The sequence below is a fragment of the Streptomyces sp. NPDC001415 genome (assembly GCF_053597395.1).
The window spans coordinates 269,230-296,195 of sequence record NZ_JBSFIE010000006.1 but is presented as its reverse complement, the minus strand read 5'-3'; the positions used below and the strand labels follow the sequence as shown (position 1 = coordinate 296,195).

At 69.7% G+C, this 26,966-nt stretch carries 27 protein-coding genes; 15 read left to right on the top strand and 12 right to left on the bottom strand.

Annotation, left to right across the window (positions count from 1 at the left end; genetic code table 11):
* The first annotated feature begins 25 nt into the window (after positions 1–25).
* The 4 genes from ACWC2B_RS10935 to ACWC2B_RS10920 all read left to right on the top strand — a co-directional run bounded on the left by ACWC2B_RS10935 (position 26) and on the right by ACWC2B_RS10920 (position 3,400).
* The gene (locus ACWC2B_RS10935; RefSeq protein ID WP_450716154.1) at positions 26–1,648 is read left to right on the top strand and encodes a restriction endonuclease fold toxin-2 domain-containing protein; all 1,623 of its coding nucleotides are present in this window, start codon (positions 26–28) and stop codon (positions 1,646–1,648) included.
* Positions 1,649–1,666: 18 nt separating this feature from the next.
* Complete coding sequence (locus ACWC2B_RS10930) at positions 1,667–2,101, top strand: hypothetical protein (RefSeq protein WP_450716153.1); 435 nt, start codon at positions 1,667–1,669, stop codon at positions 2,099–2,101.
* A 187-nt stretch (positions 2,102–2,288) separates the two neighbouring features.
* A complete protein-coding gene (locus ACWC2B_RS10925; RefSeq protein WP_450716152.1) occupies positions 2,289–3,188 on the top strand; it encodes a hypothetical protein in 900 nt (299 codons plus the stop codon).
* Positions 3,185–3,400 (top strand): hypothetical protein, encoded by a 216-nt coding sequence (locus tag ACWC2B_RS10920; RefSeq protein ID WP_450716151.1) that lies wholly within the window; start codon positions 3,185–3,187, stop codon positions 3,398–3,400. Before ACWC2B_RS10925 ends, ACWC2B_RS10920 begins: the two co-directional genes overlap by 4 nt.
* 774 nt (positions 3,401–4,174) lie before the next feature.
* Here the strand turns inward: ACWC2B_RS10920 and ACWC2B_RS10915 are convergent.
* The 3 genes from ACWC2B_RS10915 to ACWC2B_RS10905 all read right to left on the bottom strand — a co-directional run bounded on the left by ACWC2B_RS10915 (position 4,175) and on the right by ACWC2B_RS10905 (position 7,631).
* A complete protein-coding gene (locus tag ACWC2B_RS10915; protein ID WP_450716150.1) occupies positions 4,175–5,632 on the bottom strand; it encodes a catalase in 1,458 nt (485 codons plus the stop codon).
* Positions 5,633–5,821: 189 nt separating this feature from the next.
* On the bottom strand, positions 5,822–6,736 hold the full coding sequence (locus ACWC2B_RS10910) for a 2-hydroxy-3-oxopropionate reductase (protein ID WP_450716149.1): 915 nt from the start codon (positions 6,734–6,736) through the stop codon (positions 5,822–5,824).
* Positions 6,737–6,797: 61 nt separating this feature from the next.
* Positions 6,798–7,631 carry a TIM barrel protein gene (locus ACWC2B_RS10905; RefSeq protein ID WP_450716148.1) on the bottom strand — a complete coding sequence of 278 codons (834 nt, stop codon included), beginning with the start codon at positions 7,629–7,631 and terminating at the stop codon, positions 6,798–6,800.
* Positions 7,632–7,755: 124 nt separating this feature from the next.
* On the opposite strand from ACWC2B_RS10905, the gene ACWC2B_RS10900 reads away from it, so the two are divergent.
* The 8 genes from ACWC2B_RS10900 to ACWC2B_RS10865 all read left to right on the top strand — a co-directional run bounded on the left by ACWC2B_RS10900 (position 7,756) and on the right by ACWC2B_RS10865 (position 15,179).
* Positions 7,756–8,007 (top strand): hypothetical protein, encoded by a 252-nt coding sequence (locus ACWC2B_RS10900; protein WP_450716147.1) that lies wholly within the window; start codon positions 7,756–7,758, stop codon positions 8,005–8,007.
* On the top strand, positions 8,004–8,381 hold the full coding sequence (locus ACWC2B_RS10895) for a helix-turn-helix domain-containing protein (RefSeq protein WP_450716146.1): 378 nt from the start codon (positions 8,004–8,006) through the stop codon (positions 8,379–8,381). The genes ACWC2B_RS10900 and ACWC2B_RS10895 overlap by 4 nt, the downstream gene beginning before the upstream one ends.
* 167 nt (positions 8,382–8,548) lie before the next feature.
* Positions 8,549–9,061 carry a 2-oxo-4-hydroxy-4-carboxy-5-ureidoimidazoline decarboxylase gene (uraD, locus tag ACWC2B_RS10890; protein WP_450716145.1) on the top strand — a complete coding sequence of 171 codons (513 nt, stop codon included), beginning with the start codon at positions 8,549–8,551 and terminating at the stop codon, positions 9,059–9,061.
* Positions 9,061–9,450 carry a hydroxyisourate hydrolase gene (uraH, locus tag ACWC2B_RS10885; RefSeq protein ID WP_450716144.1) on the top strand — a complete coding sequence of 130 codons (390 nt, stop codon included), beginning with the start codon at positions 9,061–9,063 and terminating at the stop codon, positions 9,448–9,450. The genes uraD and uraH overlap by 1 nt, the downstream gene beginning before the upstream one ends.
* 5 nt (positions 9,451–9,455) lie before the next feature.
* Positions 9,456–10,379: a factor-independent urate hydroxylase gene (pucL, locus tag ACWC2B_RS10880; protein WP_450716143.1), complete on the top strand. Its 924-nt coding sequence runs from the start codon at positions 9,456–9,458 to the stop codon at positions 10,377–10,379.
* Positions 10,380–10,447: 68 nt separating this feature from the next.
* Complete coding sequence (locus ACWC2B_RS10875; protein ID WP_450716142.1) at positions 10,448–11,848, top strand: nucleobase:cation symporter-2 family protein; 1,401 nt, start codon at positions 10,448–10,450, stop codon at positions 11,846–11,848.
* Between the two features lie 48 nt (positions 11,849–11,896).
* A complete protein-coding gene (locus ACWC2B_RS10870; protein ID WP_450716141.1) occupies positions 11,897–13,288 on the top strand; it encodes an 8-oxoguanine deaminase in 1,392 nt (463 codons plus the stop codon).
* Positions 13,289–13,769: 481 nt separating this feature from the next.
* The gene (locus ACWC2B_RS10865) at positions 13,770–15,179 is read left to right on the top strand and encodes a nucleobase:cation symporter-2 family protein (protein WP_450716140.1); all 1,410 of its coding nucleotides are present in this window, start codon (positions 13,770–13,772) and stop codon (positions 15,177–15,179) included.
* A gap of 16 nt (positions 15,180–15,195) precedes the next feature.
* Here the strand turns inward: ACWC2B_RS10865 and ACWC2B_RS10860 are convergent, their stop codons facing one another.
* Positions 15,196–15,660, bottom strand: a complete 465-nt coding sequence (locus tag ACWC2B_RS10860) for an excalibur calcium-binding domain-containing protein (protein WP_450716139.1) — start codon at positions 15,658–15,660, stop codon at positions 15,196–15,198.
* A gap of 187 nt (positions 15,661–15,847) precedes the next feature.
* Positions 15,848–16,714 (bottom strand): chitosanase, encoded by an 867-nt coding sequence (locus tag ACWC2B_RS10855; RefSeq protein WP_450716138.1) that lies wholly within the window; start codon positions 16,712–16,714, stop codon positions 15,848–15,850.
* A gap of 424 nt (positions 16,715–17,138) precedes the next feature.
* Here ACWC2B_RS10855 and ACWC2B_RS10850 point away from each other — a divergent pair, with 424 nt between their 5' ends.
* Positions 17,139–17,978 (top strand): pentapeptide repeat-containing protein, encoded by an 840-nt coding sequence (locus ACWC2B_RS10850; protein ID WP_450716137.1) that lies wholly within the window; start codon positions 17,139–17,141, stop codon positions 17,976–17,978.
* 42 nt (positions 17,979–18,020) lie between these two features.
* Here the strand turns inward: ACWC2B_RS10850 and ACWC2B_RS10845 are convergent, their stop codons facing one another.
* From ACWC2B_RS10845 to ACWC2B_RS10830, 4 genes are all read right to left on the bottom strand, one after another.
* Positions 18,021–18,629 (bottom strand): TIGR03086 family metal-binding protein, encoded by a 609-nt coding sequence (locus ACWC2B_RS10845; RefSeq protein ID WP_450716136.1) that lies wholly within the window; start codon positions 18,627–18,629, stop codon positions 18,021–18,023.
* 111 nt (positions 18,630–18,740) lie between these two features.
* Entirely contained in the window at positions 18,741–19,943 is a 1,203-nt protein-coding gene (locus tag ACWC2B_RS10840) for an FAD-dependent monooxygenase (protein ID WP_450716135.1), read from the bottom strand.
* Between the two features lie 184 nt (positions 19,944–20,127).
* Positions 20,128–21,747, bottom strand: a complete 1,620-nt coding sequence (aceB, locus tag ACWC2B_RS10835; protein WP_450716134.1) for a malate synthase A — start codon at positions 21,745–21,747, stop codon at positions 20,128–20,130.
* A 318-nt stretch (positions 21,748–22,065) separates the two neighbouring features.
* Positions 22,066–22,668: a nucleotidyltransferase family protein gene (locus tag ACWC2B_RS10830; protein ID WP_450716133.1), complete on the bottom strand. Its 603-nt coding sequence runs from the start codon at positions 22,666–22,668 to the stop codon at positions 22,066–22,068.
* 165 nt (positions 22,669–22,833) lie between these two features.
* Here ACWC2B_RS10830 and ACWC2B_RS10825 point away from each other — a divergent pair, with 165 nt between their 5' ends.
* A complete protein-coding gene (locus tag ACWC2B_RS10825) occupies positions 22,834–23,151 on the top strand; it encodes a DUF5955 family protein (RefSeq protein WP_450716132.1) in 318 nt (105 codons plus the stop codon).
* 58 nt (positions 23,152–23,209) lie between these two features.
* Here ACWC2B_RS10825 and yczR read toward each other — a convergent pair whose 3' ends face one another.
* On the bottom strand, positions 23,210–24,697 hold the full coding sequence (gene yczR, locus ACWC2B_RS10820; protein ID WP_450716131.1) for a MocR-like transcription factor YczR: 1,488 nt from the start codon (positions 24,695–24,697) through the stop codon (positions 23,210–23,212).
* A gap of 105 nt (positions 24,698–24,802) precedes the next feature.
* On the opposite strand from yczR, the gene ACWC2B_RS10815 reads away from it, so the two are divergent.
* On the top strand, positions 24,803–24,931 hold the full coding sequence (locus ACWC2B_RS10815) for a hypothetical protein (RefSeq protein ID WP_450716130.1): 129 nt from the start codon (positions 24,803–24,805) through the stop codon (positions 24,929–24,931).
* A gap of 91 nt (positions 24,932–25,022) precedes the next feature.
* Here ACWC2B_RS10815 and ACWC2B_RS10810 read toward each other — a convergent pair whose 3' ends face one another.
* Both ACWC2B_RS10810 and ACWC2B_RS10805 read right to left on the bottom strand, forming a co-directional pair.
* Entirely contained in the window at positions 25,023–25,664 is a 642-nt protein-coding gene (locus tag ACWC2B_RS10810) for a response regulator (RefSeq protein ID WP_450716129.1), read from the bottom strand.
* Complete coding sequence (locus tag ACWC2B_RS10805; protein ID WP_450716128.1) at positions 25,661–26,857, bottom strand: sensor histidine kinase; 1,197 nt, start codon at positions 26,855–26,857, stop codon at positions 25,661–25,663. The genes ACWC2B_RS10810 and ACWC2B_RS10805 overlap by 4 nt, the downstream gene beginning before the upstream one ends.
* Positions 26,858–26,966: the final 109 nt, after the last annotated feature.

The following is a 26,966-nucleotide window of genomic DNA, read 5'->3' as shown; positions in this document are numbered from 1 at the left end:
GTCTCGTCAACGGGGAGGCGAAGCAATGGGGATGCCTGCTGATCTCGGCATGATCACCAAGGACATGATCGGCGCGGCCATGGACATGGTGAAGGAGGTGATGCCAGGCGCCCGTGACACCACCATCGCGCTCTTCCACGACCTGGACCGACAGAAGGGCATGGCGGGAGACGACGACGCCGGCCACGAGTTCGCGAAGGTTTACCAGTCCGCAGCCTCCACGACCCTCGACAAGATGGGCTTCAGCGCTCTGGTCATGAGCGAGACCGGTCGCGGCCTGATGCACACGGCACGCGAGTTCATGGCCGGGGAGAGCCACGTCGCCTCGCAGATCCTGGGCCAGCAGGTCGACATGACCGCCAGCATGGGCGACCCGTACGAGGACTGCAAGGAGAGCTTCCTCGGGCGTGGCCAGGAGCTTCAAGGGGTCATCGGGGACACCTCATGGTTCGACCAGTACGCGCCAGGAGGCAGGAGCAGCAGGTTCCGGGGCTCGCCCGAGAAGCTGCGTGATGTCGCGGAGTCGTGGCGCCGGGGCGGGAAGCTGATGGTGCGCTTCCTGGAGGATGCCCAGGCATGCGCGCATACTGCGGACAAGGCTCACAGCGGTGAGGCCGCGGACACTTTCCGCAAGTACTTCAACAACTTCGTGGGCTTCGCCGCGCCGCCGGACTACGCGCACCCGGACGAGACCCTGGTCGCGAATTTGGTCGCTGCCTGCAGCCAGCTCGCGAAGGCGTGCGACCGCTACGCCGACCATGTCGAGGACGCGAAGAAGGAGATCCAGCAGCACGAACTGGACCCCTTCCACATGGACATGCCGTGGGACTCCCCGATGTTCGGTGGGAACGGGTACGACGGCGGGCTTAAGGACGCGGTCCTCGACGACCCCTGGATCCACAAGCTCGGCAACGTCGCCCACGCCCTCGACACCTCCGAAGCACGGGTGAAGCTGCCCGACGGCTCTCACAACCGCCCCCTGCTTCCCGGGCTGCCGCTCGTGCCCGGGCTGCTGCCAGAGGGCATTCCTGTGCTTGTCGCCTCCTATCAAGGCGGCATATCCGGCATCATGCCCGCGTCGTATGTCGATCCCGACCCGAGCATCCCCAGCAAGGACCCCGTGCCCCCGGTCCCGGGCACGACCCGCTTGCTGAGCATCGACGAGCGGAAGGAGTTCGTCTCCTTCGTCAACACTCTCAAACCGCTCGGACTGGGCAGTAATGCGAAGGACCCCGACTCGGCGGAGAACGCCTACCAGTTGAGGACGGCCGGTTACCCCGAGCGCAAGATCCCGCTGCTGCCCGCATCCAAGCGCCCCTTCAAGGCGGCCGACGGCATGCGGCCCGCGGACGGCTACATGATCGACTCCAAGTATGTGAAGGACGACGGTAAGGATTGCTGGCGCAAGCCGGAGACCTTCGACCAGCTGGAAGACAAGTACGGCGCCGACGGCAAGAAGAAGTGGAACAGAGGGTCCTTCTTCAAGGGCCTGGACGAGGGTGAACTCGGCCAGTACCGCGATGCTATGACCGCTCACAAGGAAATACGCGGACTGTCGATCGTCACCAACGACAAGGACGCGGCGGCCTACTGGCAGACGCTCATGGCGCAACAGGGCGTCACGGGAACCTCGCAGTACGTCCCGTAACCGAAAAGGAAGGCCCCCGTGGATTTCGACGAGTACAACACCGCATACCTGCTCTACGCGCCGGCGAAGAACCCGCAAGGGTGGAACCTGGACCTGTCTGCATTCGGCCAGGCGCTCGACGACGCCTTCCCCGAGGTGCGCTATCAGCCGGAAGAGGGGCACGCGTCTCGCCTGTCGTTCTGGGCCATGACCGCAGACGGCGAGGAGTTCGACGGATTCGCCGACAATGAATCCCGCGCCACGATCGCACTGAGCTCGACCACGGTTGACGAAGCCGCCAGCTTCATCCTGTGGCTTCGCGACTCGTATCTCCCCGCACCCGACCTCATCCGCTTCACCTCCGAACTCGCCTACGAGCGGGAGATCGACACCGACTGGCGAATCCCGGCCACCGGAGACCACGCGCGGATCGCAGACGAGATCAAGCATCACCTCCAAGTCGTCGTCGGCTGACCGACAACGCGACTGGCGGACGGGTGGTCTCCCACGTCGGCCCACTTCTCCACCTCCTCCGCGGCGTGCGGGTTTGCGTTGGCGTTCTGCGCGAGCCAGGCGATCATCGGCGGCTTGGGCGCTGTTTTAGGCGGCAGCTGATTCGAGGCACCCATGACAGAGCGGGCCCGCTGCTACGGTCACACCCATGACGCTCTCGGTTGCCACCGGCCGTGCTGTCGATCTGCGAGTCCAGCCAGTCGACGAGATTCTTGATCGTGTCGAGCGGTCGCTCCAGACGTGCTTCGACCCGAACACCGTGATGCGCAAGCGCCGTTCCGTGGGAGCCCGGACGGATCGTGACACCTGGGTGCGGATTGAGCGCCGCCTCCTCGACCAGATCAGTGATCAGGGTTGGAACGGCACCGAGTGTGCCGCGCGTTTGGCGGGCATCTCCCAACCCGCGTGGCAGGGATGCGTGGTGTGGCCGGACGCGGACGAGCCCGCGATGTGGCGGGCCGACGAGACCGCGCTCCTGCCCGGGGAGCCAATCGGAAGTGCCGTACTGAGCGAGGATCCGACGCTCCCGGATGCGTGGTGGCAGGCGCTCAACGCCTCCCTGGACGCGCTCGCGGCACAGTGCACGATCCGCGTGGCCACACCGGACACCGACACCATCACGCAGATCCTCGTCACTGATTCCATCCGCAGGGCCTTCCCCGGGGACTTCGACACCGCCGTTGAGCGGTGGCTCCCGGCCCACGCGGACCTGAACTGGGCCAACATGACCGCGCCGACGTTCTGCCTCTTCGACTGGGAGGACTGGGGGAACGCGCCGCGAGGGTTGGATTCCGCGTCTCTCTGGGCGAGTTCGCTTCCCGTCCCGGCTCTGGCCGATCGCGTACGGCGAGAGCGGCAGGCTGACTTCGCGAGCCGGGACGGCAAGCTGATGACGCTCTTCGTGTGTTCGAAGATCCTCGGGCCGGACGCGCACCCGCAGGACCCGCCGGTCTCCGCGGGAATTTCGTCGTGGACTTCGAGATCGAAGTGCAGCCGGAGACGTGGGTGGAGGGTGTTGCCAGCACTCCAGTCGAGAACAGTGCCGTGATCACTGTGGTGGGTGCGACTGCAACCGAGGTGGCGCACTTCGCATTGTGGCTGCGCAGCGGTCTCGTGCCGCGCCCCGACTTCATCCGGTTCAGCAGTGAGCAGGCGCTGGACAGTGGAGACGATACCGAGTGGCAGATCCCTGCCGGTGGGGCCTTCGAGGAGATCCGGGCAGTCGTCGCCGAACACGTTGAAGCGTTGGGAGGCGAGTGACTGGCATCGTCCAGCGGGTTCGGGCCGGGGGACGGTCAACACACGTAACCCTGGCGGCTGGTCGGGAGTTGACTGCACGGGGATGACCTCGGCTCCCCTGTGACCGGTTCGTACTCGGACGCCCCGAGCCTGCTCCTGATCACTCTGGTCGAGGCGCGGGAAGCGGTCCGACTGCTGATGCACGGATGTGCAGCGCGTCTGCGTCCGACGGGACCAACGTGACTGTGCCCGCTGCCCGTGCACTGGACGTTCAGGCCTGCGTCGGCACACCCGCCCCCACCCAACAGCCCCGCCACGGGATGCTCGCCATAGGGGATAGGGCTGTCTTCCTTGATCATGTTCCCGTGAGGTTCCCCACGTACGCACAACAACCAAGGCCCCACCCAGAACCGCAGGTGAGGCCTTGATCATCGGACGCTCGGTTCGGGACCGTAAACCGAACCCAGCGTCCTGGCTGTGGAGTTGTTGCCGCCCGGCGGAACGAGGCTGGCGCGACAGGACGTTCGCACCGCCGGGCGGGGTTCTTGGGGGGAGGTTGCCGGGATCGCGGCGGCGGCGATTGGGGTGGGCGCCGGGGGCCCTCCTTCAGGTCAGGAAGGGCGGCGCGCACTCCTTCACCACCGCACTGGCATCGCCACACCGCCGCGATCCTCGGGTTGTCCATATCCGCCGACCACCCCTCATCCGGGTCGGCGGATCGGACTGTGCAAGGGAATTGACCTCCCGTCAATTTCCATGCACGGTCTGTGAGTTACCTGAAACCAACCAGGGTTCCTAGTCCTCGCGCAGGGCGCGGACCGCCTCTTCGACGCGCTTGCCGTACTCGGCGTCAGCGGCGTGGAAATGGGCCAGGTTCTTCTCGATGACGTCGTCGCGGGACACCTGGGAGAGGCCGCCTGCGATGTTCGCGATCAGGCGGGACTTCTCGTCGTCCGACATCAGGCGGTACAGCTCGCCCGCCTGGAAGAAGTCGTCGTCCTTCACGTGGGCCGGGGCGGCGTGCGTGCCCGTGTAGCCGTGGATCGCGAGCGGGGCCGAGAGGGCCGCGTCGGTCTGGGCGGGGCCCGAGTACGAGTTGGGCTCGTAGTTCTTGTCGGTGCGGCGGCCGTTGCGGGTCGCCATCAGGCCGTCTCGGCCGTAGTTGTCGGCCTCGGTCGCCTTCGGCGCGTTGACCGGCAGCTGGGTGTGGTTGACGCCCAGGCGGTAGCGGTGCGCGTCCGCGTAGGCGAACAGGCGGCCCTGGAGCATCTTGTCCGGCGAGGGACCGATGCCGGGGACGAAGTTGTTCGGCGAGAAGGCCGACTGCTCGACCTCCTGGAACACGTTGTCCGGGTTGCGGTCCAGGACCAGCCGGCCCACGCGCTGCAGCGGGTAGTCGCTGTGCGGCCACACCTTGGTGAGGTCGAAGGGGTTGAAGCGGTAGTCCGCGGCCTCGGCGGCGGGCATGATCTGGACGTACAGCGTCCAGGACGGGTTCACGCCGCGCTCGATGGCCTGCAGGAGGTCCGTCTGGTGGCTGTTCGCGTCCTTGCCGACCTGCTCGGCGGCCTGGTCGGAGGACAGGCAGCGGATGCCCTGGTTCGTCTTGAAGTGGTACTTGACGAAGAAGGCCTCGCCCTGCGCGTTCGTCCACTGGTAGGTGTGCGAGCCGTAGCCGTTCATGTGGCGGTACGACGCCGGGATGCCTCGGTCGCCCATCAGCCAGGTGATCTGGTGGGTCGCCTCGGGGGCGTGCGCCCAGAAGTCCCAGACGTTGTCCGGCTCCTGCTTGCCCGTGAACGGGTCGCGCTTCTGGGAGTGGATGAAGTCGGGGAACTTGATGGGGTCCTTGATGAAGAAGACGGGCGTGTTGTTGCCTACGAGGTCGTAGTTGCCCTCTTCGGTGTAGAACTTCAGCGCGAAGCCGCGCGGGTCGCGGACCGCGTCCGCGCCGCCGAGCGAGTCGGCCACGGTGGAGAAGCGGATGAACGTCTCCGTGCGCTTGCCCACCTCGCCGAGGAAATCGGCCTTGGTGAAGCCGGTGACGTCGTCGGTCACCTCGAAGTAGCCGTACGCACCGGAGCCGCGGGCGTGCACCACACGCTCCGGGATGCGCTCACGGTTGAAGCGCGCGAGCTTCTCCAGGAGGTGCTGGTCCTGGAGCAGGATGGGGCCACCGACGCCGGCGGTGGCGGAGTTCTGGTTGTCGGCGACGGGGGCGCCGGACTCGGTCGTAAGCACGCGCTTCGACATCGTGACCTTCCGTACTGGAGCTGCACCGCTGACTGTTCCGCGGTTCCTGGAGCGTAAATTCGCCCGGAACAGAACGTCAACAGTTTGTTGAAAATGAAGTGTGAGCTTCCGGGCGGCGGCGGCGCCTGGGCGCGACAGGACAGGTGTCAGCGCCGCCGCCGCCCGGAAATCTGGGGGACCCGGTAGGGGTCAGACCTGCGAGCCCGAGAGGCGCTCGACGGCGCGGAGCAGGGCGGAGTGGTCCAGGCCGCCGTCGCCCTGGGCGCGCAGCGAGGCCACCAGCTGGGCGACGACCGCGCCGACCGGAAGGGCCGCGCCCACGTTGCGGGCGGCGTCGGTGACGATGCCCATGTCCTTGTGGTGCAGGTCGATCCGGAAGCCGGGCTTGAAGTCCCGGTTCAGGAAGTTGTCCTTCTTGCGGGTCAGGACCGTCGAGCCGGCCAGACCGCCGTTGAGGACGTCCAGGGCGGCCGTGAGGTTCACGCCGGACTTCTCAAGGAAGACGACGGCCTCGGCGCAGGCCTGGATGTTGACCGCGACGATGAGCTGGTTGGCGGCCTTCACCGTCTGGCCGGAGCCGTGCGGGCCGCAGAGCACGATGGTCTTGCCGAGGGCCTGAAGGATCGGCAGCGCCGCGTCGAAGTCGGCCTGCTCGCCACCCACCATGATCGACAGGACGGCCTCGATGGCGCCGGCCTCGCCACCGGAGACGGGCGCGTCCAGGACGCGGATGCCCTTCTCGGCGGCGTTCTTGGCGAGGTCGACCGAGGTCTGCGGGGTGATCGACGACATGTCGACGATCAGCGCGCCCTGCCTGGCGTTGGCCAGGATGCCGGCCTCACCGTACGCGATGGCCTCCACCTGCGGGGACGCCGGAACCATCGTGATGATCACGTCGGCGTCCTTGACGGCCTCGGCGATGGAGCCGGCCGCCGTGCCGCCGGCCGCCGTGAGGCGGTCCAGCTTGTCCTGCTCCAGGGTGAAGCCGGTGACCGAGTAACCGGCCTTGATCAGGTTCTCGGACATGGGGGAGCCCATGATGCCGAGGCCGACCCATGCGATCGCAGGGCGGGTCGGGAGGGAGCTGTCGGCGAGGTTGCTCATGAGGGTGCTGCCTTCCTAAAAGCTTTGGTACGTCAAGAAGTTGAGGCCCGGTGGGTGTGCCTCAGCGCGCGGCGCGGGCCTCGGCGGGGAGCCACTCGAAGGAGGCGGCGGCGTCGGCGGCCTTGTACTCAAGGCCCACCCAGCCGTCGTAGCCGGCCTTCCCCAGCTGGTCGAGCAGCTCCTCAAGGGGCAGCGAGCCGGTGCCCGGCGCGCCACGGCCCGGGTTGTCGGCGATCTGCACGTGGCCGGTCTTGTCGGCGTACGCCTCGATGACCTCGGAGACGTTCTCGCCGTTCATCGACAGGTGGTAGATGTCGAGCAGGAACTTGGCGTTGCCAAGGCCCGTCGCGGCGTTCACCTTGTCGATGACCTCGATGGCGGCGGGGGCGCTCACCAGCGGGTAGAGCGGCGACTCCGGCTTGTTCAGGGTCTCCACCAGGAGGACCGCGCCGACCCGGTCGGCCGCGCGGGCCGCCAGGACGAGGTTCTCCAGGGCGAGGGTGTCCTGCACCTGCGGGTCGGCGCCCTCGACGCGGTTGCCGTAGAGCGCGTTGAGCGCCTTGCAGCCGACCGAGGCGGCGAAGTCGGCCGCCACGTCGATGTTGGCGCGGAAGCGGTCCGACTCCTCACCGGGAATCGACAGCGCGCCGCGGTCCGGGCCCGGCAGGGCGCCGGCGTAGAAGTTGAGGCCCACCAACTGGGTGCCGGCGTCGTCGAGCGCCTTCTTGAGGGCGTCGAGCTCGGCCTGCTCGGGGGTGGGGGTCTCGATCCAGGGCCACCACAGCTCGACCGCCGTGAAGCCCGCCGCGGCCGCGGCCGCGGGACGCTCCAGGAGCGGGAGTTCCGTGAAGAGGATCGAGAGGTTCACATCGAAGCGCTGGTTCGGGTATCCCATGAGGGGTGTGCGCTCCTTCCGTATTGCGGAAGTTGTTTTCTGCTTGATGGAAGGTTGCAGGGGGACCGGCGAGCTTGTCAAGAGGGCCTCCCGGTTTTCGTCGACCTCGCAGTAGGTTGAGCGCGTGCGATTGAGAGTGGAGTTCACGACCGAGCCCTTCGACCTCGACGAGGCGCCCCCGCATGCCGTGGTCGCCCGCGACGTCATCCAGGCGGCCCGGCTCGACGCGGTCGACGTCGGCCCCTTCGGCAATACCGCGGAGGGCGGCGCCGACGAGGTGCTCACCGCGGTGGACGCGCTGCTGCGCAAGACCCTGGCGGCGGGCGCCACCCGCGTCTCGCTCCAGGTCAACGTGATCGGGGAGGGCGAGAAGTGACCGAACCCGCGGACCACCCCCTGATCCAGGCGGTCAAGCCGCTCGTCGACGCCATGGGCGCGGAGATATTGCCGCCCGCCCACGCCCTGCCCGACGACGTGGTGCTCGCCTGGGAGGGCGAGGACGTGGTGGCCGTGCGGCTGCCCCAGCTCTCCGACTCCCTGGATCACATCCTGGCCGCCATGGAACGCCGCCACGGAATGCCGCTCGCATCCCTGGACCGCAAGGCCAAGCAGTCCGCCGTACGGACCCTGGAGGCGCGCGGCGCCTTCTCGGTGCGACACGGCGTGGAGACGGTCGCCTCGGCCCTCGGGGTCAGCCGGTTCACCGTGTACAACTACCTGAACAGGGAAAACACCGCCAAGGATGACTGAGCGAGCACGCTCGGTGCCTGTTCAGGCACCCCCCGCGCAACGAACCGCCGTCCGGACACCGGGCGGCGGTTTTTGTAACCCGAAGTTTTCAACAAAGTGTTGACGGGATGTTTCGGAGAGCGTTAGCTATCCGCAGCCCGTTCAGCACCAAGGCCACGGAGGCCGCCGTGACTACGACTTCGACGCCGGGCCTCGCCCGGTTCAACACCTCACAGGATGACGCGGCGCTCGCCGCGCTCCACGAGGTGTGCGCCAGTTCGGCGTGGGGGAGCAAGCTGCTCGCCCAGCGCCCGTACGCCACCGCCGAGGACCTCTTCACCGCCAGCGACGCCGCTCTGGCCGAGCTGACCGTGAAGGACCTCGAAGAGGCGATGGCAGGGCACCCGCCGATCGGCCGGCCGAAGCCCGGTGACCCCACCTCCGCACGTGAACAGCGCGGAATGGCCGGGGCCTCCGAGGCCCTCAAGGCCGAGCTGCTCGAACTGAACCTGGCCTACCAGGAGAAGTTCGGCCATGTCTTCCTGATCTGCGCCACCGGTGCCACCGGTGAGCAGATGCGCGACGCGGTGAAGACCCGGATCGGCAACACCGCCGAGGAGGAGCGCGAGATCGTGCGCACCGAACTCGGGAAGATCAACCGAATCCGGCTGACCCGTCTCGTAGAAGAGGACAAGGACTGATGAGCACCGCCACCACCGCCTCGGTGTCCACGCACATCCTGGACACCAGCATCGGACGCCCCGCCGAGGGCGTGGCCATCTCGCTCGCGGCCCGCTCGGGCTCCGACGCCGAGTGGGTCACGCTCGGCGGCTCCGCGACCGACGCGGACGGGCGCTGCAAGGACCTGCCGGCCCTGCCGGAAGGCACCACCCACGTACGACTCGACTTCGAGGTCGAGTCCTACTTCTCCAAGAAGCAAGCCGAGGCGCAGCAGGACGCCCCCCGCGTAAGGGACAGCGGTGCGTTCTTCCCGGAGGTGGCGATCACTTTCGCCGTCACCCCGGGCGAGCACTATCACGTACCGCTGCTGCTCAACCCGTTCGGCTACTCCGTTTACCGAGGGAGCTAGCAGACATGCCCACGATTCTCGGCCAGAACCAGTACGGCAAAGCAGAGAACCGCGTCGTCAAGATCACGCGGGACGGCGACACGCACCACATCAAGGACCTCAACGTCTCCGTCGCCCTGTCCGGCGACATGGAGGACGTGCACTACTCCGGCTCGAACGCCAACGTGCTCCCGACCGACACCACCAAGAACACGGTGTACGCGTTCGCCAAGGAGTACGGCATCGAGTCCGCCGAGCAGTTCGGCATCCACCTCGCGCGGCACTTCGTGACCTCGCAGGAGCCGATCAAGGTCGCGCGCATCCGCATCGAGGAGTACTCGTGGGAGCGCATCGAGACCTCCGACGCCAACTCGAAGTTCATCGGCTCCGACGACGTCAAGCACTCCTTCGTCCGCAAGGGCCAGGAGACCCGGGTCACCCAGATCACCTACGACGGTGAGAAGTGGGAGGTCATCTCGGGCCTCAAGGACCTCGTCGTGATGAACTCGACGAACTCCGAGTTCTGGGGTTACGTCAAGGACAAGTACACGACGCTCCAGGAGGCGTACGACCGCATCCTGGCGACGCAGGTCTCGGCCCGCTGGCGGTTCAGCTGGAGCGACGACGAGCAGAAGGCGCCGAACTGGGAGAAGTCCTACGAGCAGGTGCGCAAGCACATGCTGCAGGCCTTCGCCGAGACGTACTCGCTCTCGCTGCAGCAGACCCTGTACCAGATGGGTTCGCGCATCATCAACAACCGGTCCGAGATCGACGAGGTTCGCTTCTCGCTGCCGAACAAGCACCACTTCCTGGTGGACCTCGAACCGTTCGGGCTCAAGAACGACAACGAGGTCTACTTCGCGGCGGACCGTCCGTACGGTCTGATCGAGGCGACCGTCCTGCGCGACGGCGTCGAGCCGCAGATCCCGGTCGACATGACCAACCTCTGACGCGGCACTGAGCCCGCCCCCGCCCGCCCGCAGCAGGGCGGGGGCCGGCCAGACCGGAGGGAATCCCCATGGCACAGCCCGCAGTTGGGCCGGCAACAGCCGACGGCCCATGTACCAACCCACCTGAAGGTGCCGTGCACCCGGTGGACGAAAAGCTTCCCGCCGCGCGGCTCGTCCCCGCCGCGCTCCAGCACATCGCCGCCATGTACGCGGGCGTCGTCACCCCTCCGCTCATCATCGGCCAGGCCGTCGGCCTGGACACCGCGGGACAGACCCGTCTGATCGCGGCCAGCCTGCTCATCGCCGGGCTCGCCACCGTCCTGCAGACCCTCGGCGTCGCGAACTTCGCCGGCAACCGGCTCCCGTTCGTCAACGCCGCCTCGTCGGCCGGCATCGCGCCCATGCTCGCGATCGCCGAAACCAGCGCCAAGGGCCATCAACTCCCCGCGATCTACGGCGCGGTGATGGTCGCCGGTGTCTTCTGCCTCCTGGTGGGGCCCTTCTTCGGCCGGCTGCTGCGTTTCTTCCCGCCGCTGGTGACCGGTGTCGTGATCACGCTCATCGGCGTCACGCTGATGCCCGTCCCCGTGTCCTGGGCCCAGGGCGGCGACAAGAACGCCGCCGACTTCGGGTCCATGAACCACCTGGCGCTCGCCGCCTTCACGCTCGTCGTGATCCTGCTCTTCCAGCGCTTCGGCCGCGGCTTCCTGCGCCAAGTCGCCCTGCTGCTCGGCCTGTTGATCGGCACGCTCGCCGCGATCCCCTTCGGGATGGCCAACTTCTCGGCTCTGAAGTCCGCGCCCGTCGCGGCGCTGCCGACGCCCTTCGCCTTCGGCGCCCCCGAGTTCCACCCCGCGGCCGTGCTGTCCCTGTGCATCGTGATGCTGGTCCTGATGACCGAGTCCAGCGCAGGCATGCTGGCCATCGGCGAGATCTGCGAACGCCGCACCGACGGGCGCACCATCGCCCGCGGCCTGCGCACCGACGGCCTCGCGACCCTGCTCGGCCCGGTCTTCGGCGGCTTCCCGACCAGCGCGTTCGCCCAGAACGTGGGCGTCGTCTCACTGACTCGCGTACGCAGCAGGTACGTTGTCGCCGTCGCGGGCGGGGCCCTGCTCGTGCTCGGCGCCTTCCCGGTGCTCGGCGCGGTCGTCTCGCTCGTCCCGATGCCCGTCCTCGGCGGCGCCGGAATCGTCCTGTTCGGCTCCATCGCGGTGAGCGGTATCCGTACCCTCTCCGAGGCCGGGCTCGACGACAGCTCCAACATCATCCTGGTGGCCGTGGCGCTCGGGGCGGGCATCATCCCGCTCGCCGCGCCCACCTTCTACGCCGGATTCCCCGCCTGGGCACAGACCGTGCTCGGGTCCGGCATCAGCGCGGGAGCGCTCACCGCGGTCCTGCTCAACCTTTTCTTCCACCATCTCGGCACCCGGAGCAGCGTCGCCGCCCCGGCACTCAAATCCTCGTAGGGTCCTGCCGTGCCCAAACAGCCGCCACTGAACCAAGAAGGACGCACCATGGCACCTTCGGCAGCCCCCCAGCGCATCGTCATCGAGAACTGTGCGATCGCCACCGTGGACGCGAACGACACCGAGTACGCCTCCGGGTACCTCGTCGTCGCCGACAACAAGATCGAGTCGATCGGAGCCGGTCAGGCCCCGAAGGGCCTGGAGAACGTGGTCCGTCGCATCGACGGCACCGGCCACCTGGTCACCCCCGGCCTGATCAACACGCACCACCACTTCTACCAGTGGATCACGCGTGGTCTGGCCACCGACCACAACCTCTTCAACTGGCTGGTCGCCCTCTACCCGACGTGGGCGCGCATCGACGAGCAGATGGGGCGCGTCGCCGCCCAGGGCTCGCTCGCGATGATGGCCCGCGGCGGTGTCACCACCGCGATGGACCACCACTACGTCTACCCGCGGAACTCGGGCGACCTGTCCGGCGCGATCATCGGCGCGGCCTCCGAGATGGGCGTGCGCTTCACCCTGGCCCGCGGCTCCATGGACCGCAGCGAGAAGGACGGCGGCCTGCCGCCGGACTTCGCCGTCGAGACCCTCGAAGGCGCGCTCGCCGCGACCGCCGAGACCGTCGACCGCTTCCACGACGCCTCCTTCGGCTCGATGACCCAGGTCGCCGTCGCCCCCTGCTCGCCGTTCTCGGTCTCCACCGAACTCATGAAGCAGGGCGCCGAGCTGGCCCGCGCCAAGGGTGTACGGCTGCACACCCACGGCTCGGAGACCGTGGAGGAGGAGCAGTTCTGCAAGGAGCTGTTCGGCATGGGCCCGACCGACTACTTCGAGTCGACCGGCTGGCTCGGCAGCGACGTGTGGATGGCGCACTGCGTCCACATGAACGACTCCGACATCGCCGCCTTCGCCCGCACCGGGACGGGCGTGGCCCACTGCCCGTCGTCCAACGCGCGCCTGGCCGCGGGCATCGCCCGCGTCCCGGACATGCTGAAGGCGGGCGTCCCGGTCGGCCTCGGCGTCGACGGCACCGCGTCGAACGAGTCGGGCGAGCTGCACACCGAGCTGCGCAACGCGCTCCTCATCAACCGCCTCAACGCCCAGCACCGCGAGGCCGCGCTCAACGCCCGCCAAGCGCTGCGCCTCGGCACCTACGGCGGCGCCCAGGTGCTCGGCCGCGCCGACCAGATCGGCTCCCTCGAAGCCGGCAAGCTCGCCGACTTCGTGCTGTGGAAGCTGGACACCCTGGCCCACGCCTCCATCGCCGACCCGGTCACCGCCCTCGTCTTCGGCGCCGCGGCCCCGGTCACCGCCTCGTTCGTGAACGGCAAGCAGATCGTCGAGAACAGCCGTCTCACCACGGTTGACGAGGACGCCATCGCGGTCGCGACCCGCGAAGAGGCCCAGCGCCTCGCCCGGATCGCCGCGCAGGCCTGACCCCAAGGAGTCCGGCCGAGGGGGACGGCCCTCGGCCGGTCGCCGTGCACCCGAGCGGGGTGCGCGGCAGCTGGGCCGGGGGGTGCGTACTACAAGGACGTACGCACCCCCCGGAACGGTGAACGTGCCAATTCCCGTACGTACACCGCCAGTTGGCGCGAGCCACGCCGACCGCACCAGCCGTACCGGAGGCGCGATCCACGCGCTGTCCGCACCGTCCGGCACCACCCGCAACCGTCCGGCACCACCCGGAATCGTTCGGTCCCACCCCGCGACCGTTCGGCGCCACCGTAATGACCCGGCCACCCCACACCGTTCGGCCCCACCCGCAAACCGATCGATGGCCCCCCGCGTCAAACAGCCGAGCCGCGCTGTCCGCACTGCCCTGCACCACCTGTTCCAGCTGCTCAACGCACCACACCGCACCACCTCCCTGACATCCGCGTCCACCGCCGACGTGTAACCGACCGGAGGAACCGCCGTGGCCGCACAGCCCAGGTTTCGCAATTTCGCAGTCACCCCCGCCCAGACCGGCGAGAAGCACCCGGTCGACGAGACGCTCCCCCCGCTGAAAATGTTCACCAGTGGCCTCCAGCATGTGGCCGCGATGTACGCGGGTGTGGTGGCCCCGCCCATGATCGTCGGCCCCGCTGTGGGGCTCGACACCAAAGAGACCGCTTTTCTGGTCGCCGCGAGCCTGTTCACCGCAGGGCTCGCCACACTTCTGCAGACCCTCGGGATCTGGAGGATCGGCGCCAAGTTGCCGTTCGTGAACGGGGTTTCGTTCGCCGGGGTCACCCCGATGATCGCCATCGGCAAGGAGCACGGCGCCAACGCGATCCCTGTCATCCTCGGCGGAATCATCGTCGCCGGACTGCTCGGCTTCATAGCCGCCCCGTACTTCGGCAAGCTCGTCCGCTTCTTCCCGCCGGTCGTCACCGGCACCGTCATCACCCTGATCGGCGTCTCACTGCTCCCCGTGGCCTTCAACTGGTCCTCGGGCGGCAACGAGAAGGCCGCCGACTACGGTTCGCTCTCCAACCTCGCGCTCGCCGGGATCACCTTGGTCATCGTGCTCGCGCTGCGCAAACTACTGCGCGGCTTCATGCAGCAGATCGCGATCCTGCTCGGCCTGGTGGCCGGTTCGGTCATCGCGATCCCGATGGGCAAGACCAGCCTGGGCGCCATCAAGAACGCGGACGTCATCGGCTTCCCGACGCCGTTCCACTTCGGCGCCCCGCAGTTCGACGTCGCCGCGATCGTCTCGATGTGCATCGTGATGCTGGTCTGCATGACGGAGTCCACCGCCGACATGCTGGCCCTCGGAAAGATCGTCGAGCGCCCGGCCGACCAGGAGACCATCGCGGCAGGCCTGCGCGCCGACACCCTCGGATCCGTGCTCAGCACTGTCTTCAACGGCTTCATGGCCAGCGCCTTCGCCCAGAACATCGGGCTGGTCGCGATGACCAAGGTGCGCAGCCGGTTCGTCGTCGCGACCGGTGGCCTCATCCTCATCGTCCTCGGCCTGTGCCCGGTCGCGGCCTCGGTGATCTCCCTCGTACCGCTGCCGGTGCTCGGCGGCGCGGGCATCGTGCTGTTCGGCTCGGTCGCCGCGAGCGGCATCCAGACCCTGTCGACGGCCGCCTTGGAGAAGGGCGAGAACGCGCTGATCGTGGCGGCCTCGGTCGGCATCGGCCTGATCCCGATCGCCAAGCCGGACTTCTACCACGCCTTCCCCGACAAGGCGCTGGTCGTCCTCGACTCCGGGATCTCCACCGGGTGCGTGGTGGCCATCGTCCTCAACCTGGCGTTCAACCACTTCGGCAAGAAGCGGGCCGAGGCGGAAGCCGACGACCTGCCGACGGCGGAACCGGCGGTCGCCCTGCACTGAGCCGGCGGCCGAGTGTCTACCTTTCGCAGGCGATGCCGTCGCCGTCCCGGTCCAGGTGGGCGGCGTAGCCGGGCTCGCCGCGATGGAGGGGAGCGGCTCCGGCGGCGCGGACGGCGGCGCAGTTCTTGTAGTAGACGCTGTCCCCGCCGCCGCTGTCCCCGCCACCAGTGCCTCCGCCGCCATCGCCCCCGCCGCCGTTCATCGGGGGCGGCAGGCTGGGCCCGTTCGTCTTCGGCTTCGGCGGGAGTTCGGGGGCCGGCGGCGTCGGGGCGGCGGGCGTCGAGGCCGGGGTGGCGCTCGGGCTCTCGCTGGGGACGGCGGACGGCGTCGGCGAAGGGGACGCGGAAGGGGTGGCCGTCGGGCTGCCGGCCGCGGGTTTCACCGGTTTGCTGTCGTCCTGGCAGCCGGTCGTGGTGAAGGCGAGCGCACCGAGCAGGCCGGAGATGAGCAGAGTGCGGACGGCGGGGCTGGATATGCGCATGCGGCGGCTCTTTCGGACGATCAGGCGCTTGTAATGATCAGGTGAAGAAAGAATACGGTCCGCAAAGGTTCCGTAATGCAGAATCGGTCAACTCGGCCGAATTCTGCCGCCGGGTCGACGGGGAACGGACGAAAGCGGCGGGTACGGCAGCGAAGGGCTGCCGTACCCGCCGTTCCTGTGGGGGCTGTTACCCGATGTGGTACGGGTCGCCGTACACCTTCCAGTCGAGCGGGGTGTCCAGGTTCAGGTTGCCCTTCTTCAGGAAGACCCGCTGCTCGGTGTCGACGCGGCTGGTGTCGCTGTGTGCCTCCTCCTGCTTCATCGCCCAGACCCGGGCGTCGAGGAACGCGTTGAGGTACGTCGTCTCGTTGCCGCCCTGCGACGGGGGCTTCGCCTTGGCGAGTGCCTTCTTGCGGATGGAACTGAAGCTCGTCGGGTCGCTTCCGTCGCCGTGCATCACGATGGCGTCGTAGTAGATGAACTGCCCGAGCGTGCCGACTCCGTCGGACTTGCCCTGCCTGACGGCCGGGTTGAAGTACACCCGGTCCCGCTCGTCGTTCTGGGCGTCCTTGAAGGCGGTCTCCGACGCCGCGGTCTTCCAGTCCTTGGTGAAGTTCGGGTCGAGCCCCTTGTGCGAGTCGCTCCCGTTGACCTTCTCCAGGGCCGGCAGGTACTTCGCGAGGACGTTGCCGGGATTGCGGGCCGTGTAGAGCTTGACGAGGTCGAGCATGTCGCCGGTGCCGGAACAGAATCCGATGATGCCGGCGGTGTAGCCGCGCCCGTCCTTGATGTCCTCGATGTACTTGTACTGAGCCTTCCAGTTCAGCGAGGAGTTCTCCGCGCTGGAGACGAGCTGCATGGCTATGTCCTTCTTCGCCGGGTCGTCGAGCCCGGTCGCGGCGGCACTGTTCACCGTCGCATTGTCCGCTGTGGAGGCGGCCGGACTCTCGGCGGCGTACGCCGTGACCGGAACCGCGAGGAGCGCGGTGCCGAGCAGGGCGCGGACGGCGATCTTGGTACGACGTGCGGTGGTCTTGCGGTGGGGGGTGTGCACCTGGACCTCCAGAAGGAAGTTCGTGCTCCGGTGTTCTGTTAGGAAACTTTCCTACCACTGCCGTGAAGCGGCCGTACACCCCTGCGGCACAAGGAAGTTGAAGTGGCGGGGCGTCCGGGTCCACCCGTTCGCCCGCCGAACGCGCCGTACGGGACGGGGAGTTGCTCAGAGCCTGTGTCCGACCCGCACGAAGCGGCGCGACGAGCCGCCTTCGAGCGAAGGCATGGCCTCGCCGCCGGACCGGGTCGGGCGGGGTACCCGGGGGGACAGAACGGGGCACCCCGCGGCGGCGGCGCGGAGAAGATCAACCCGCTGGGCGGCGGCCCGTCCCGACGCCCTGAGCCGAGGCGGGAGAGGTGCGCGGCTAGACTGGCGTGCTGCCGTCGCCGCACGTCAGCACACCAGCCAGAAGGAGTCCCGCACGTTGTCCGAGAACCACGAGGCAGCCGCCCCGGCCCCGGGTGCGACCCGCCTCACCCTCGTCTCCGACTGCGGCAACTGCTTCGGCCTGTGCTGTGTCGCCCTCGCCTACGCGGCCTCCGCCGACTTCGCGATCAACAAGCCGGCCGGGAAGCCCTGCCCCAACCTCCAGCGGGACTTCCGCTGCGGAATCCACCGCGACCTGCGAGGACGCGGTTTCCAGGGCTGCACGGTGTACGACTGCTTCGGCGCCGGCCAGAAGGTCTCCCAGGGGACCTTCGAGGGCCGCGACTGGCGTGCCGCGCCGGAAACCGCCGCCTCGATGTTCGAGGTCTTCCCGGTGATGCGCCAGCTCCACGAGCTGCTCTGGTACGTCACCGAAGCGCTCGCCCTGCCGAAGGCGCGGCCCGTCCACGCCGAGCTGCGCGCGGCCCTCAAGGAGACCGAGCGTTTCACGGACCTGGCCCCCGAGGCCCTCGCGGACGTGGACGTGCCCGCCCACCGCGACCAGGTCAACAAGCTGCTCCTGCGGGCGAGCGAGCTGGTCAGGGCCGATTTCAAGGGCAAGAAGAAGGACCGCCGCGGTGCCGACCTCATGGGCGCCAAGCTGAAGGGTGCCGACCTGCGGGGCGCGAACCTGCGCGGCGCCTTCCTGATCGCCGCGGACCTGCGTGGCGCCGACCTGCGCCACGCGGACCTGATCGGCGCGGACTTCCGCGACGCGCGGCTGTCCGGCGCCGACCTGACCGAGGCGTTCTTCCTCACCCAGGCCCAGCTGAACGCGGCCAAGGGCGATGCGACCACCAAGCTCCCGCCGTCGCTGACGAGGCCCGCGCACTGGTAGGTACCGGGGTCTTACAGCCGGTAGCCGCACCCGGCGGAGCGCTCAGCGGGCCCAGCCCGGGTCCCGTCCGCTCATGCCGATCAGGCGCTCCAGCATCGGCGCCTCCTCCGGCACGTCGACGACCGGCCCGAACGCCGTGCCCCGCGCGGCCGGGTCGTCCTTCGACGGGGCGAGGAGCGCATAGGAAACCTCCAGGTCGGCCGGGGCGGGCCGGAACGTCTGACCGGTGGCCCGCGCCACGTCCCAGCCGTGGACGACGAGCTCGTCGAGGGCGACGCGGCCCGCGATCGCCGCGGGGAACGTGACGCCGCCCGCCTGCGTGTCGCCCTCCCAGGCCGCCGGGTCCCGCCAGGCGTCGGCCAGGGCGGCCAGGTTCTCGGGCATGGACTTGCGCCAGTCGGCGGGCAGTTCGGGCGGCGGCACACTGCCAGGGGCGGTGCTGGTCGACGGGCCGAACTCCTTGTGCGCGGCATCCTGGAAGGCGACGCTGAGGCCCGCGATGTGGGAGAGGAGGTCCCGCAGCGCGTACTGGGGGCAGGGTGTCGGGCCCTCCAGCTGATCGTCGCGTACGCCTTCGAGGAGGCGCGTCAGCTCGGCCGCCGCGGGACCGAGGTCGGGAAGGGGCGCTTGGGCGTTCGTCTCACTGCTCATACAACGGAGACGGTACGGAGACCGAGAACTCATCGCCGACCGCGCCACGAATGAGGGAAGGACCATTGCGTGGCCGTCGCCCGCGCAGCCGTGCGTGTTCGCCCCGGGCTGTCAGGACAGCTTCCGGCCGCCGAACGCGCTTGATCCGTCCGCCTGTTGCCACCACTTCTCCAGACCGCTCTGGTCCATCGTGCTCCAGTCGGGGCTCTCCTGTACGAGTCCGAGGCCCAGGCGGCGGCCGAGGTCGACCATGCTGCGCCCGACCTCGGACCGCCTGGTGTCGTAGGCGGCCAGTGCCTCGGGCCAGCTCCCGGCCGATGCCAGCGCCGACCCCAGGGCGGTCGCGTCCTGGAGCGCCTTCACCGCGCCGCCGCCGGTGTGCGGCCGGGCCACCGTGGCGGCATCCCCGGCCAGGGCGAGCCGGCCGACCGCGTAGCGCGGCGCGGTGAAGTCGTACATCGGCTGGATGAAGAGTTCCTCGGGCGCCGTCAGATGCATCAACTGGCCCCAGTACGGCGCGAGTTGGGTGTCAGCCATCTCCAGGGCGCAGGCGCGCAGCTCGTCGGTGAGGGTGCCGGGCGGCAGACTGGTGGGGGAGTCGAGGGGCAGCCCGTGGCCGGCCGGCGGCGCCGCATACAGCACCCAGTTGACGCGGTGGCCGCCCCGGCCGTCCGGGATGCGGTAGATGATCGCGTGCCCGCCCGGGAAGACGGCGTACACGCAGTCCTCCACCGGCCAGAGCCCGGGATCGGGGAGCCGCTCGACGGGGAAGGCGCCGCGCCAGGCGAGATAGCCCGCGTACCGGGGCCGCACCTCGGGATGGGCGGCGGTGCGGACCACCGAGCGGTAGCCGTCGGCGCCCACGACGAAGTCGAACCGCTCACGATCTCCGTCGGCCGTGCTCAACTCGACGTGATCGGACATGACGTGGAGCCGCTCGATCGCCGTACCCGCGCGGAACTCCACCGACTCGGGTATCCGCGTGCGCAGTTCGCGCCAGAGCGGTCCCCAGTTGTACGTGCGGAACGGGAAGGGCATGGTCCCGACGCGGCGGCCCAGCGGGGCCCCGCCGTCGCGAACGTACCAAGCCCGCCTGCTCAGTTGGATCCACGGCATCCCTGCGTCCACGTACCCGGCGGCCTCCAGTTCGGCATAGCGGTCGTTGTGCATCGCGAGCCCCACCCCGCGGTCGGCCAGTTGCCCCGCGGCCCGCTCGTACACCGTGATCCCCTCGGCGCCACCGCGGTGCGCGGCCAGTGCCGCGGCACACCCCGCGACGCTCCCGCCCACAATGGCGACTCGCCCTCCACGCATCCCCAACGCCCTCGCAGTCCTCGTCAGACAGGGTGCCGGGCTCCGACCCGGCGAACGCCCCCGCCGGATTCTCGCAGCAACGGGCGGGCCGCGCAGGAGGGGGCGCCCGAGCGATCACGGGATGCGGCTCCGCCCCCGGTGCTGTGCGGTACCGGGGGCGGAGCCGAAGAGGTGACTGCCGGGATCAGCCGACCAGTTGGTCGTAGGCCGGGAGGGTCAGGAAGTCGGCGTAGTCGGCGTCCAGGCTGACCTTCAGGAGGAGGTCGTGGGCCTGCTGCCACTTGCCGGCCGCGAAGGCCTCCTCGCCGATCTCCGCGCGGATCGCGGCGAGTTCCTCGGCCGCGACCTTGCGGGCGAGCTCGGCCGTGGCCTTCTCACCGTTCTCGAAGACCACACCGGCGTTGATCCACTGCCAGATCTGCGAGCGCGAGATCTCGGCGGTGGCCGCGTCCTCCATGAGGTTGAAGATGGCGACCGCACCGAGGCCGCGCAGCCATGCCTCGATGTAGCGGATGCCGACCTGGACGGCGGAGACCAGGCCGTTGTACGTGGGCTTGGCGTCGAGGGAGTCGATGGCGATCAGGTCGCCGGGGGCCACCGAGACGTCCTCGCGCAGCCGGTCCTTCTGGTTCGGCTTGTCGCCGAGCACCGCGTCGAAGGAGGCCATCGCGATCGGGACCAGGTCGGGGTGGGCCACCCAGGAGCCGTCGAAGCCGTCGCCCGCCTCGCGGTCCTTGTCGGCCTTGACCTTCTCGAAGGCGACCTTGTTCACCTCGGCGTCCCGGCGCGAGGGGATGAACGCGGCCATGCCGCCGATCGCGTGCGCGCCGCGCTTGTGGCAGGTGCGCACCAGGAGCTCGGTGTACGCACGCATGAAGGGGGCCGTCATCGTCACCGCGTTGCGGTCCGGCAGGACGAACTTCGCACCGCCGTCGCGGAAGTTCTTCACGATGGAGAAGAGGTAGTCCCAGCGGCCCGCGTTCAACCCGGCGGCGTGGTCGCGGAGTTCGTACAGGATCTCTTCCATCTCGTACGCGGCCGTGATCGTCTCGATCAGGACCGTGGCGCGGACGGTGCCCTGCGGGATGCCCACGTAGTCCTGCGCGAAGACGAAGATGTCGTTCCAGAGGCGGGCCTCCAGGTACGACTCCGTCTTCGGGAGGTAGAAGTACGGGCCCTTGCCGAGGTCGATCAGGCGCTGCGCGTTGTGGAAGAAGTACAGGCCGAAGTCGACGAGCGCGCCCGGGACCGGGCGGCCGTCGAACTGGAGGTGGCGCTCCTCCAGGTGCCAGCCGCGCGGGCGCATGACCACGGTCGCGAGCTGGTCGGCGTCCTTGAGGGCGTACGACTTGCCGGACCTGGCGTCGGTGAAGTCGATGCGGCGCTCGTACGCGTCGATCAGGTTGAGCTGGCCGAGGACGACGTTCTCCCAGGTGGGGGCAGAGGCGTCCTCGAAGTCGGCGAGCCAGACCCTGGCGCCCGAGTTCAGGGCGTTGATGGTCATCTTGCGGTCGGTCGGACCGGTGATCTCCACACGGCGGTCGTTCAGCGCGGCCGGGGCCGGCGCGACCTTCCAGTCGGCGGCGCGGATCTCGGCCGTCTCGGGGCGGAAGTCCAGCGTGGAGGTCCGGGCGATCTCGGCGCGGCGGTCCTGGCGGCGGGTGAGGAGCTCGTCACGGCGGGCCGTGAAGTTCCGGTGCAGCTCGGCCACGAAGGCGAGGGCCGCGTCGGTGAGTACCTCGTCCTGCCGGGGCAGGGGCTCGGCATCGACGATGGCCAGCGGGGACGGCGCTGGTGCGGACATGAGCTGTCACTCCTTCGCGGGCGGTGCCCTGACGGCCGCCGGGTCGCCATAAATGGCACTCAGTGCCAAGGCTCCGAGATACGACTGTGGGCGCCGGTTGATCTGACGGGCGCTTCTGAACAGTGGATACTAGTTTCCTCATAGTGGAAGTTCAATGGTTTGTTGATATCGAGATTCTCCGGGTCGACAGACCATGGCGCTGGGTGCCACCCCGTTCACTCCGTGTCTTTGGCGGTCTCGGCGGTCTCGGCGATCGTGACGGTCGCGGTGGGGGTCGCTGTTCTCGGCTGTCTTCCCGTGTACTCCCGTACTCCAGGTCTACTGGAGACGGCCGAGGTCCGCCTCCGTGTCGATGTCGTACGGCTCCGCCACGTCCCCGCACTCGACGAGCGTGATCTCCGCCTCGTGGGCCTTCAGGTAGGCGCGGGCGCCCCGGTCGCCCGTCGCGCTCGCGGCGATGTCCGCCCAGCGGTCCGCGCCGAACAGCACCGGATGGCCGCGCTTCCCGTCGTACGAAGCCGCCGCCAGGGAATCGCCCGAACGGTGGGCGGCGAGCACCCGGGCCACCGCCTCGGCGCCGATGCCGGGCTGGTCGACGAGCGAGACAAGGACGGCCCGCGCCCCGCCGCCCGACTCGGTCAGCGCCTCAAGGCCCACCCGCAGCGAGGAGCCCATGCCCTCTGCCCACTCCGGATTGTCGATCAGCGCGCAGCCCGCCAGGTCCGCGCGGGCCCGCACCTCATCGGCCGCGGCGCCGAGCACCACGTACACCGTGCGGCAGCCGCCCTCGCGCAGGACCCGGACCGCGTTCTCGACGAGTGGGCGGCCGCGGTGCGGGAGCAGGGCCTTGGGGCGGCCGCCGAGCCGCCGCCCGCCGCCCGCCGCGAGGAGCAGTCCCGTGACCTGTGTGGCATTTGTCATTGGTTGCGTCATGCCCCCACATATACCCAATGCTTCTGTCGAATTCCGTCCGTGCAGTGGCGCACGACACACCGGATGGCGTTAACTGGCCCGCGAATCCCGGCAGTTGACCTTCACTGCACGGGTTCTGAACACCTGCACAAAGACGTGCGTGGGGGAGGACTTTTGTTGCGAGGCGTGGAACAGAGGGCCGTGGCCGGCAGTGGTGAGGACCCCAGGGTGAGCGAGTTGCGGGCAGCCGTGTCGCGGCTGCGCCGGGAGCTGGCCGGTCATCCGGCGGAGTTTCCCGACCGGGCCGTGGCCGAGGACGAGCTGGCGGCGCTTGACGCGATGGCCATCAGCGGCGTCCCGGAGGTACCGAGGCTGCGCCGCTCGCTGCTCCTGATAGCGGGCTCGATCGGCTCGGTCAGCGCGCTGGCGGGCGCGGTGACCGACGTACGGAAAGCCGTCGAGTTATTCGGCGAGCCGCCGGGCCGGTACTGATCGTCCGGACGCTTTCGTGTGGTGGCTCGGCCTGAACTCCCCCAGACTCAGGCCGAGTTCACGCCACCCAGTGCGGCCGGTTCTGCTCGCCCGTGAACGCGGGCAGGCCCGCGTCCAGGGCCATGGCCAGGCGGCGGACCGCCTCGTCCGTCCGCTCCGGCTCATGGACGAAGGGGATGCGAAGGCGGTGTTCGTGCGTGCCGGGGTCGGCGGCGAAGCGTGAACCCGGCTGGATGTTCACGCCGTGGGCCAGGGCCGCCTGGGCCAGCGCCCCCGCGATCGGCCGCCCGAGGTCGACCCAGAGGCTGAGCCCGCCGACCGGCAACTGCCAGCGCCACTCCGGGAGATGACGGGTCAGCGACTCGGCCAGCGCGTCACGCCGCTCGCGCAGCTCGGGCAGTCGCCCGCCCAGGACCTCGTCCATGCCGGGCAGCAGCGCCTTGGCGAGCACCTGGTCGACGAGCGAAGGCGCCAGGTCCACATGGATGCGCAGCGCGGCCAGTTCCTTGACGAGCCGGGAGCCCGCCCGCACCCAGCCGATGCGCAACCCGCCCCAGTGGGTCTTGCTGAGCGAGCCGACCGTGACGATCTGCTCGGACTCGCCCTGGTGGGCCAGTGACACGAACGGTGCCGGTGCCGGTCCCTCAAGCGCCATCTCGGCCATGGTCTCGTCGATGAGCAGCCACGTGCCCGTCGCCCGGGCCGCGCGCAGAAGCCGGGTCCGCTGCTCGGTGCTCATCAGCGCGCCGGTCGGGTTCTGGAAGTCCGGGATGAGGTAGGCGAGCCGGGGCGCGGTCTGGCGCAGGGTGCATTCGAGGAGCTCGATGTCCCAGCCGTCCTCGGTCACCGGTACGGGAGTGATCCGCAGCCCGGCGTGGCGCACCGCGTCGAGGGCGTTGGGGTACGAGGGGCTCTCGACCAGGGCCCGGTCGCCGGGGCGGCCGAGGAGGTTCACCACCAGGGACACCGCGGACTGGGCGCCGGTGGTGATCAGGACCTGCTCGGGCAGGGTGGGAAGACCGCGCCGGGTGTAGCGGTCGGCGACGGCGGCACGCAGCTCGGGCAGGCCGAGCGGGTGGTAGCCGTTGGTGGCGGCGTGGCAGGCCAATGCGGGCCCGGCCAGCTCGAACGCGGCGGCCAGCTCGGCGGCCGGGGCGCTCGGCGCGGCCATCGCCAGGTCGATGACGCCGTCGGGCGCCTGGTACCGGGCCACATTGGCCGGGGCCTCGCCCTCGGGAAGCTCGGTCCAGGTGCCCGAACCGCGTCGGCTCAGCGCGTACCCGCCCTCGCGCAGCAGGTCGTACGCGGCCGTGATGGTGGCCCGGCTGACCTGGAGGGCGGTGGCCAGCTCGCGCTCGGCCGGCAGCCGCGTGTGCAGCGGGATGCGGCCGTCGAGCAGCAGGGTGCGCACCCCCTGGGCGAGGGGCCGGTAGCCGGGGCGCGGGCCGGTGAGGGCGGTGACCTGGGCGGCGAGCTGGCGGCTGCCGAGCGTGCGCGCGGTACCGCTCACGGTGTCCACGGACCGGACCACCCGCATTCCTGCCATACCAACCTCCGTGAATTGGCCCTGCCGTCCAGGCCAATCAGCGTACAGACTCTCGTCCTGTCAGCGCATTGGCCTGGATGAAGGGGCCGAGGAGGGGGAGTGGTCATGGAACGCGATGTGGCGGTCACGGACCGGTTCGAGCGGCGGATGCAGCGGCGTCGTGAGGACGGCCCGAGAGGGATCTCCCTCGACTGGTTCCGCGTGCTGCGGCTGCGCGGGGGGCGGGCGAAGTGACCGGGGGCCGGGCCGTGCGGGGGACGGTCCGGCCCCCACCCGCGCCGCGCCCGGCGGATTCCGTTCAGCGGTTCTCCTGGGGCGGGCGTACTCAGCCCGGCTGGCGGATCAGGCGGCGCGCGCTCGCGGCGGCGACCGCCGCCGTGCGCGAGTCCACTCCCAACTTGGCGTAGATATGGACCAGATGGGACTTGACGGTGGCCTGGCTGAGGAACAGTTGCTTGCTGATCTGCTGGTTGGACAGGCCGTCGCCGACCAGCTGCAACACCTCCAGCTCGCGCCGGGTCAGTGCCTCGGCGGGTGTGCGCATCCGGTCCATCAGGCGATGGGCCACGGCGGGGGCGAGCGCCGACTGGCCCGAGGCCGCCGTGCGCACCGCCGCCGCCAGCTCCTCGGGCGGGGCGTCCTTCAGGAGATAGCCCGCAGCGCCCGCCTCCACCGCCGCGAGGATGTCCGCGTCCGTGTCGTACGTCGTGAGCACGAGGACACGCGGGGCGCCCGGCCGCGCCGTGATCTTCGCGGTCGCTTCGGCGCCGTGCATCCCGGCCCCGAACTGGAGGTCCATCAGGACCACGTCGAAGGCGCCGGAAGCGGCGAGCTCCACCGCGCGCTCGGCGGTGGCGGCCTCGCCGGCCACCGTGAAGTCCGGCTCGGTGTCGAGGACCGCGCGCAGCCCGGCCCGCACGATGGGGTGGTCGTCGGCCAGCAGGAGCCGGATGGGCGCCGCGTTCACCGGGCACCCGCCACGGGCAGCGGCAGCGTGATCGCGACGGCCGTGCCCTGACCCGGCGCCGACTCCACGCTCAGCGTGCCGCCGAGCGACTGGGCGCGCGAGCGCATCGCGGGGAGCCCGAAGCCGCTGGTCTCCTCCTTCGGCCGCCGCTTCGCCGGGTCGAACCCGCGCCCGTCGTCGACGACGTCCAGGGCCACCGAGGTGTCCATGAAACTGAGTGTGATCTCGGCCCGGTCGGCACCCGCGTGCTGCACGGTGTTGGCGAGCGCCGACTGCGCGATGCGCAGCAGCGCCACCTCGTACGGCGTCGGCAGCTCGACCGGGGTGCCGCTCACGCCGAACTGCACGGCCGGGCCCGGCGCCGCCGCGCACAGCCGCTCAAGGGCGCCGGACAGCGAGCCGTGCTCCAGGTCCGGCGGGGTGAGCGCCTTCACGAACCGGCGGGCCTCGGCCAGGTTGTCCTGGGCCGCGCGGCGGGCCTGCTCCACGTGTTCGCGGGCCGGATCACCGGCGGGCAGCGCGCGCTCGGCGGCGCGCAGCAGCAGCTGGATCGAGGAGAGGCCCTGGGCCAGCGTGTCGTGGATCTCGCGGGCCAGGCGCTCCCGCTCGGCAAGGGTGCCGGCCGTCCGCTCGGCCTCCGCGAGTTCGGCCCGCGTCGCCACCAGCTCGTCGATGAGCTCGCGGCGCCGCTCGCTCTCGCGGTACAGCGCGTCGTACCCGAGCACGGTCGCGACGGCGACCGCCGCCCCGATCAGCGGTCCGATGAAGGCGCCCGGCGTGATCGGCTGCCCGTGCAGCAGGAAACTCGCGATGGCCGCGCCCGCCGTGGCCAGCACCGCGGGCAGCGCCCAGCGCAGCGGCAGCAGATGCAGCAGCAGGAAGTAGAGCGGGAAGGCGGCCCACAGCGCCTCGGGGGAGAGGACGAGCAGCGCCAGCCAGGACGCGCCGAGCGCCCCGAGCCACACCGCGGCAGCCGAGGTCCCGGGCCGTACCGCGGGCAGGGCGACGCCCGCCGCGTACACCGCCGCCATCAGGACGACCGCCGCGAGGACGACCCCCGCGTGCGGCGCGCCGTCGCCGAAGGACCGTACCGCGGCGAGCGCGAGCAGCCCGCCGAGCAGCGCGTGCAGACACAGGCGCAGCAGGGCGGCGACGGGGGTGTGGGGGCGTGCCTGGGGGCGGGCGGAATCCATAGGACTTCCAGCGTACGGGCCGGTCGGGCGGCCCCGGTCAACCGAAAGTTTGATCTGCGGATGCATCCTTCGATACGGGGACGCATGCCCGCGCGCGATGTGGCGGAGG

Coding starts and splice junctions, on each gene's coding strand:
- ACWC2B_RS10935 (WP_450716154.1), top strand. CDS start 26: ATGGGGATGCCTGCTGATCTCGGCATGATCACCAAGGACATGATCGGC.
- ACWC2B_RS10905 (WP_450716148.1), bottom strand. CDS start 7,631: ATGGGATACCCGAACCAGCGCTTCGATGTGAACCTCTCGATCCTCTTC.
- ACWC2B_RS10805 (WP_450716128.1), bottom strand. CDS start 26,857: ATGGATTCCGCCCGCCCCCAGGCACGCCCCCACACCCCCGTCGCCGCC.
- ACWC2B_RS10840 (WP_450716135.1), bottom strand. CDS start 19,943: ATGCGTGGAGGGCGAGTCGCCATTGTGGGCGGGAGCGTCGCGGGGTGT.
- aceB (WP_450716134.1), bottom strand. CDS start 21,747: ATGTCCGCACCAGCGCCGTCCCCGCTGGCCATCGTCGATGCCGAGCCC.
- ACWC2B_RS10830 (WP_450716133.1), bottom strand. CDS start 22,668: ATGACAAATGCCACACAGGTCACGGGACTGCTCCTCGCGGCGGGCGGC.
- ACWC2B_RS10925 (WP_450716152.1), top strand. CDS start 2,289: ATGACGCTCTCGGTTGCCACCGGCCGTGCTGTCGATCTGCGAGTCCAG.
- ACWC2B_RS10910 (WP_450716149.1), bottom strand. CDS start 6,736: ATGAGCAACCTCGCCGACAGCTCCCTCCCGACCCGCCCTGCGATCGCA.
- ACWC2B_RS10870 (WP_450716141.1), top strand. CDS start 11,897: ATGGCACCTTCGGCAGCCCCCCAGCGCATCGTCATCGAGAACTGTGCG.
- ACWC2B_RS10815 (WP_450716130.1), top strand. CDS start 24,803: ATGGAACGCGATGTGGCGGTCACGGACCGGTTCGAGCGGCGGATGCAG.
- ACWC2B_RS10875 (WP_450716142.1), top strand. CDS start 10,448: ATGGCACAGCCCGCAGTTGGGCCGGCAACAGCCGACGGCCCATGTACC.
- ACWC2B_RS10915 (WP_450716150.1), bottom strand. CDS start 5,632: ATGTCGAAGCGCGTGCTTACGACCGAGTCCGGCGCCCCCGTCGCCGAC.
- yczR (WP_450716131.1), bottom strand. CDS start 24,697: ATGGCAGGAATGCGGGTGGTCCGGTCCGTGGACACCGTGAGCGGTACC.
- ACWC2B_RS10860 (WP_450716139.1), bottom strand. CDS start 15,660: ATGCGCATATCCAGCCCCGCCGTCCGCACTCTGCTCATCTCCGGCCTG.
- ACWC2B_RS10845 (WP_450716136.1), bottom strand. CDS start 18,629: ATGAGCAGTGAGACGAACGCCCAAGCGCCCCTTCCCGACCTCGGTCCC.
- uraH (WP_450716144.1), top strand. CDS start 9,061: ATGAGCACCGCCACCACCGCCTCGGTGTCCACGCACATCCTGGACACC.
- pucL (WP_450716143.1), top strand. CDS start 9,456: ATGCCCACGATTCTCGGCCAGAACCAGTACGGCAAAGCAGAGAACCGC.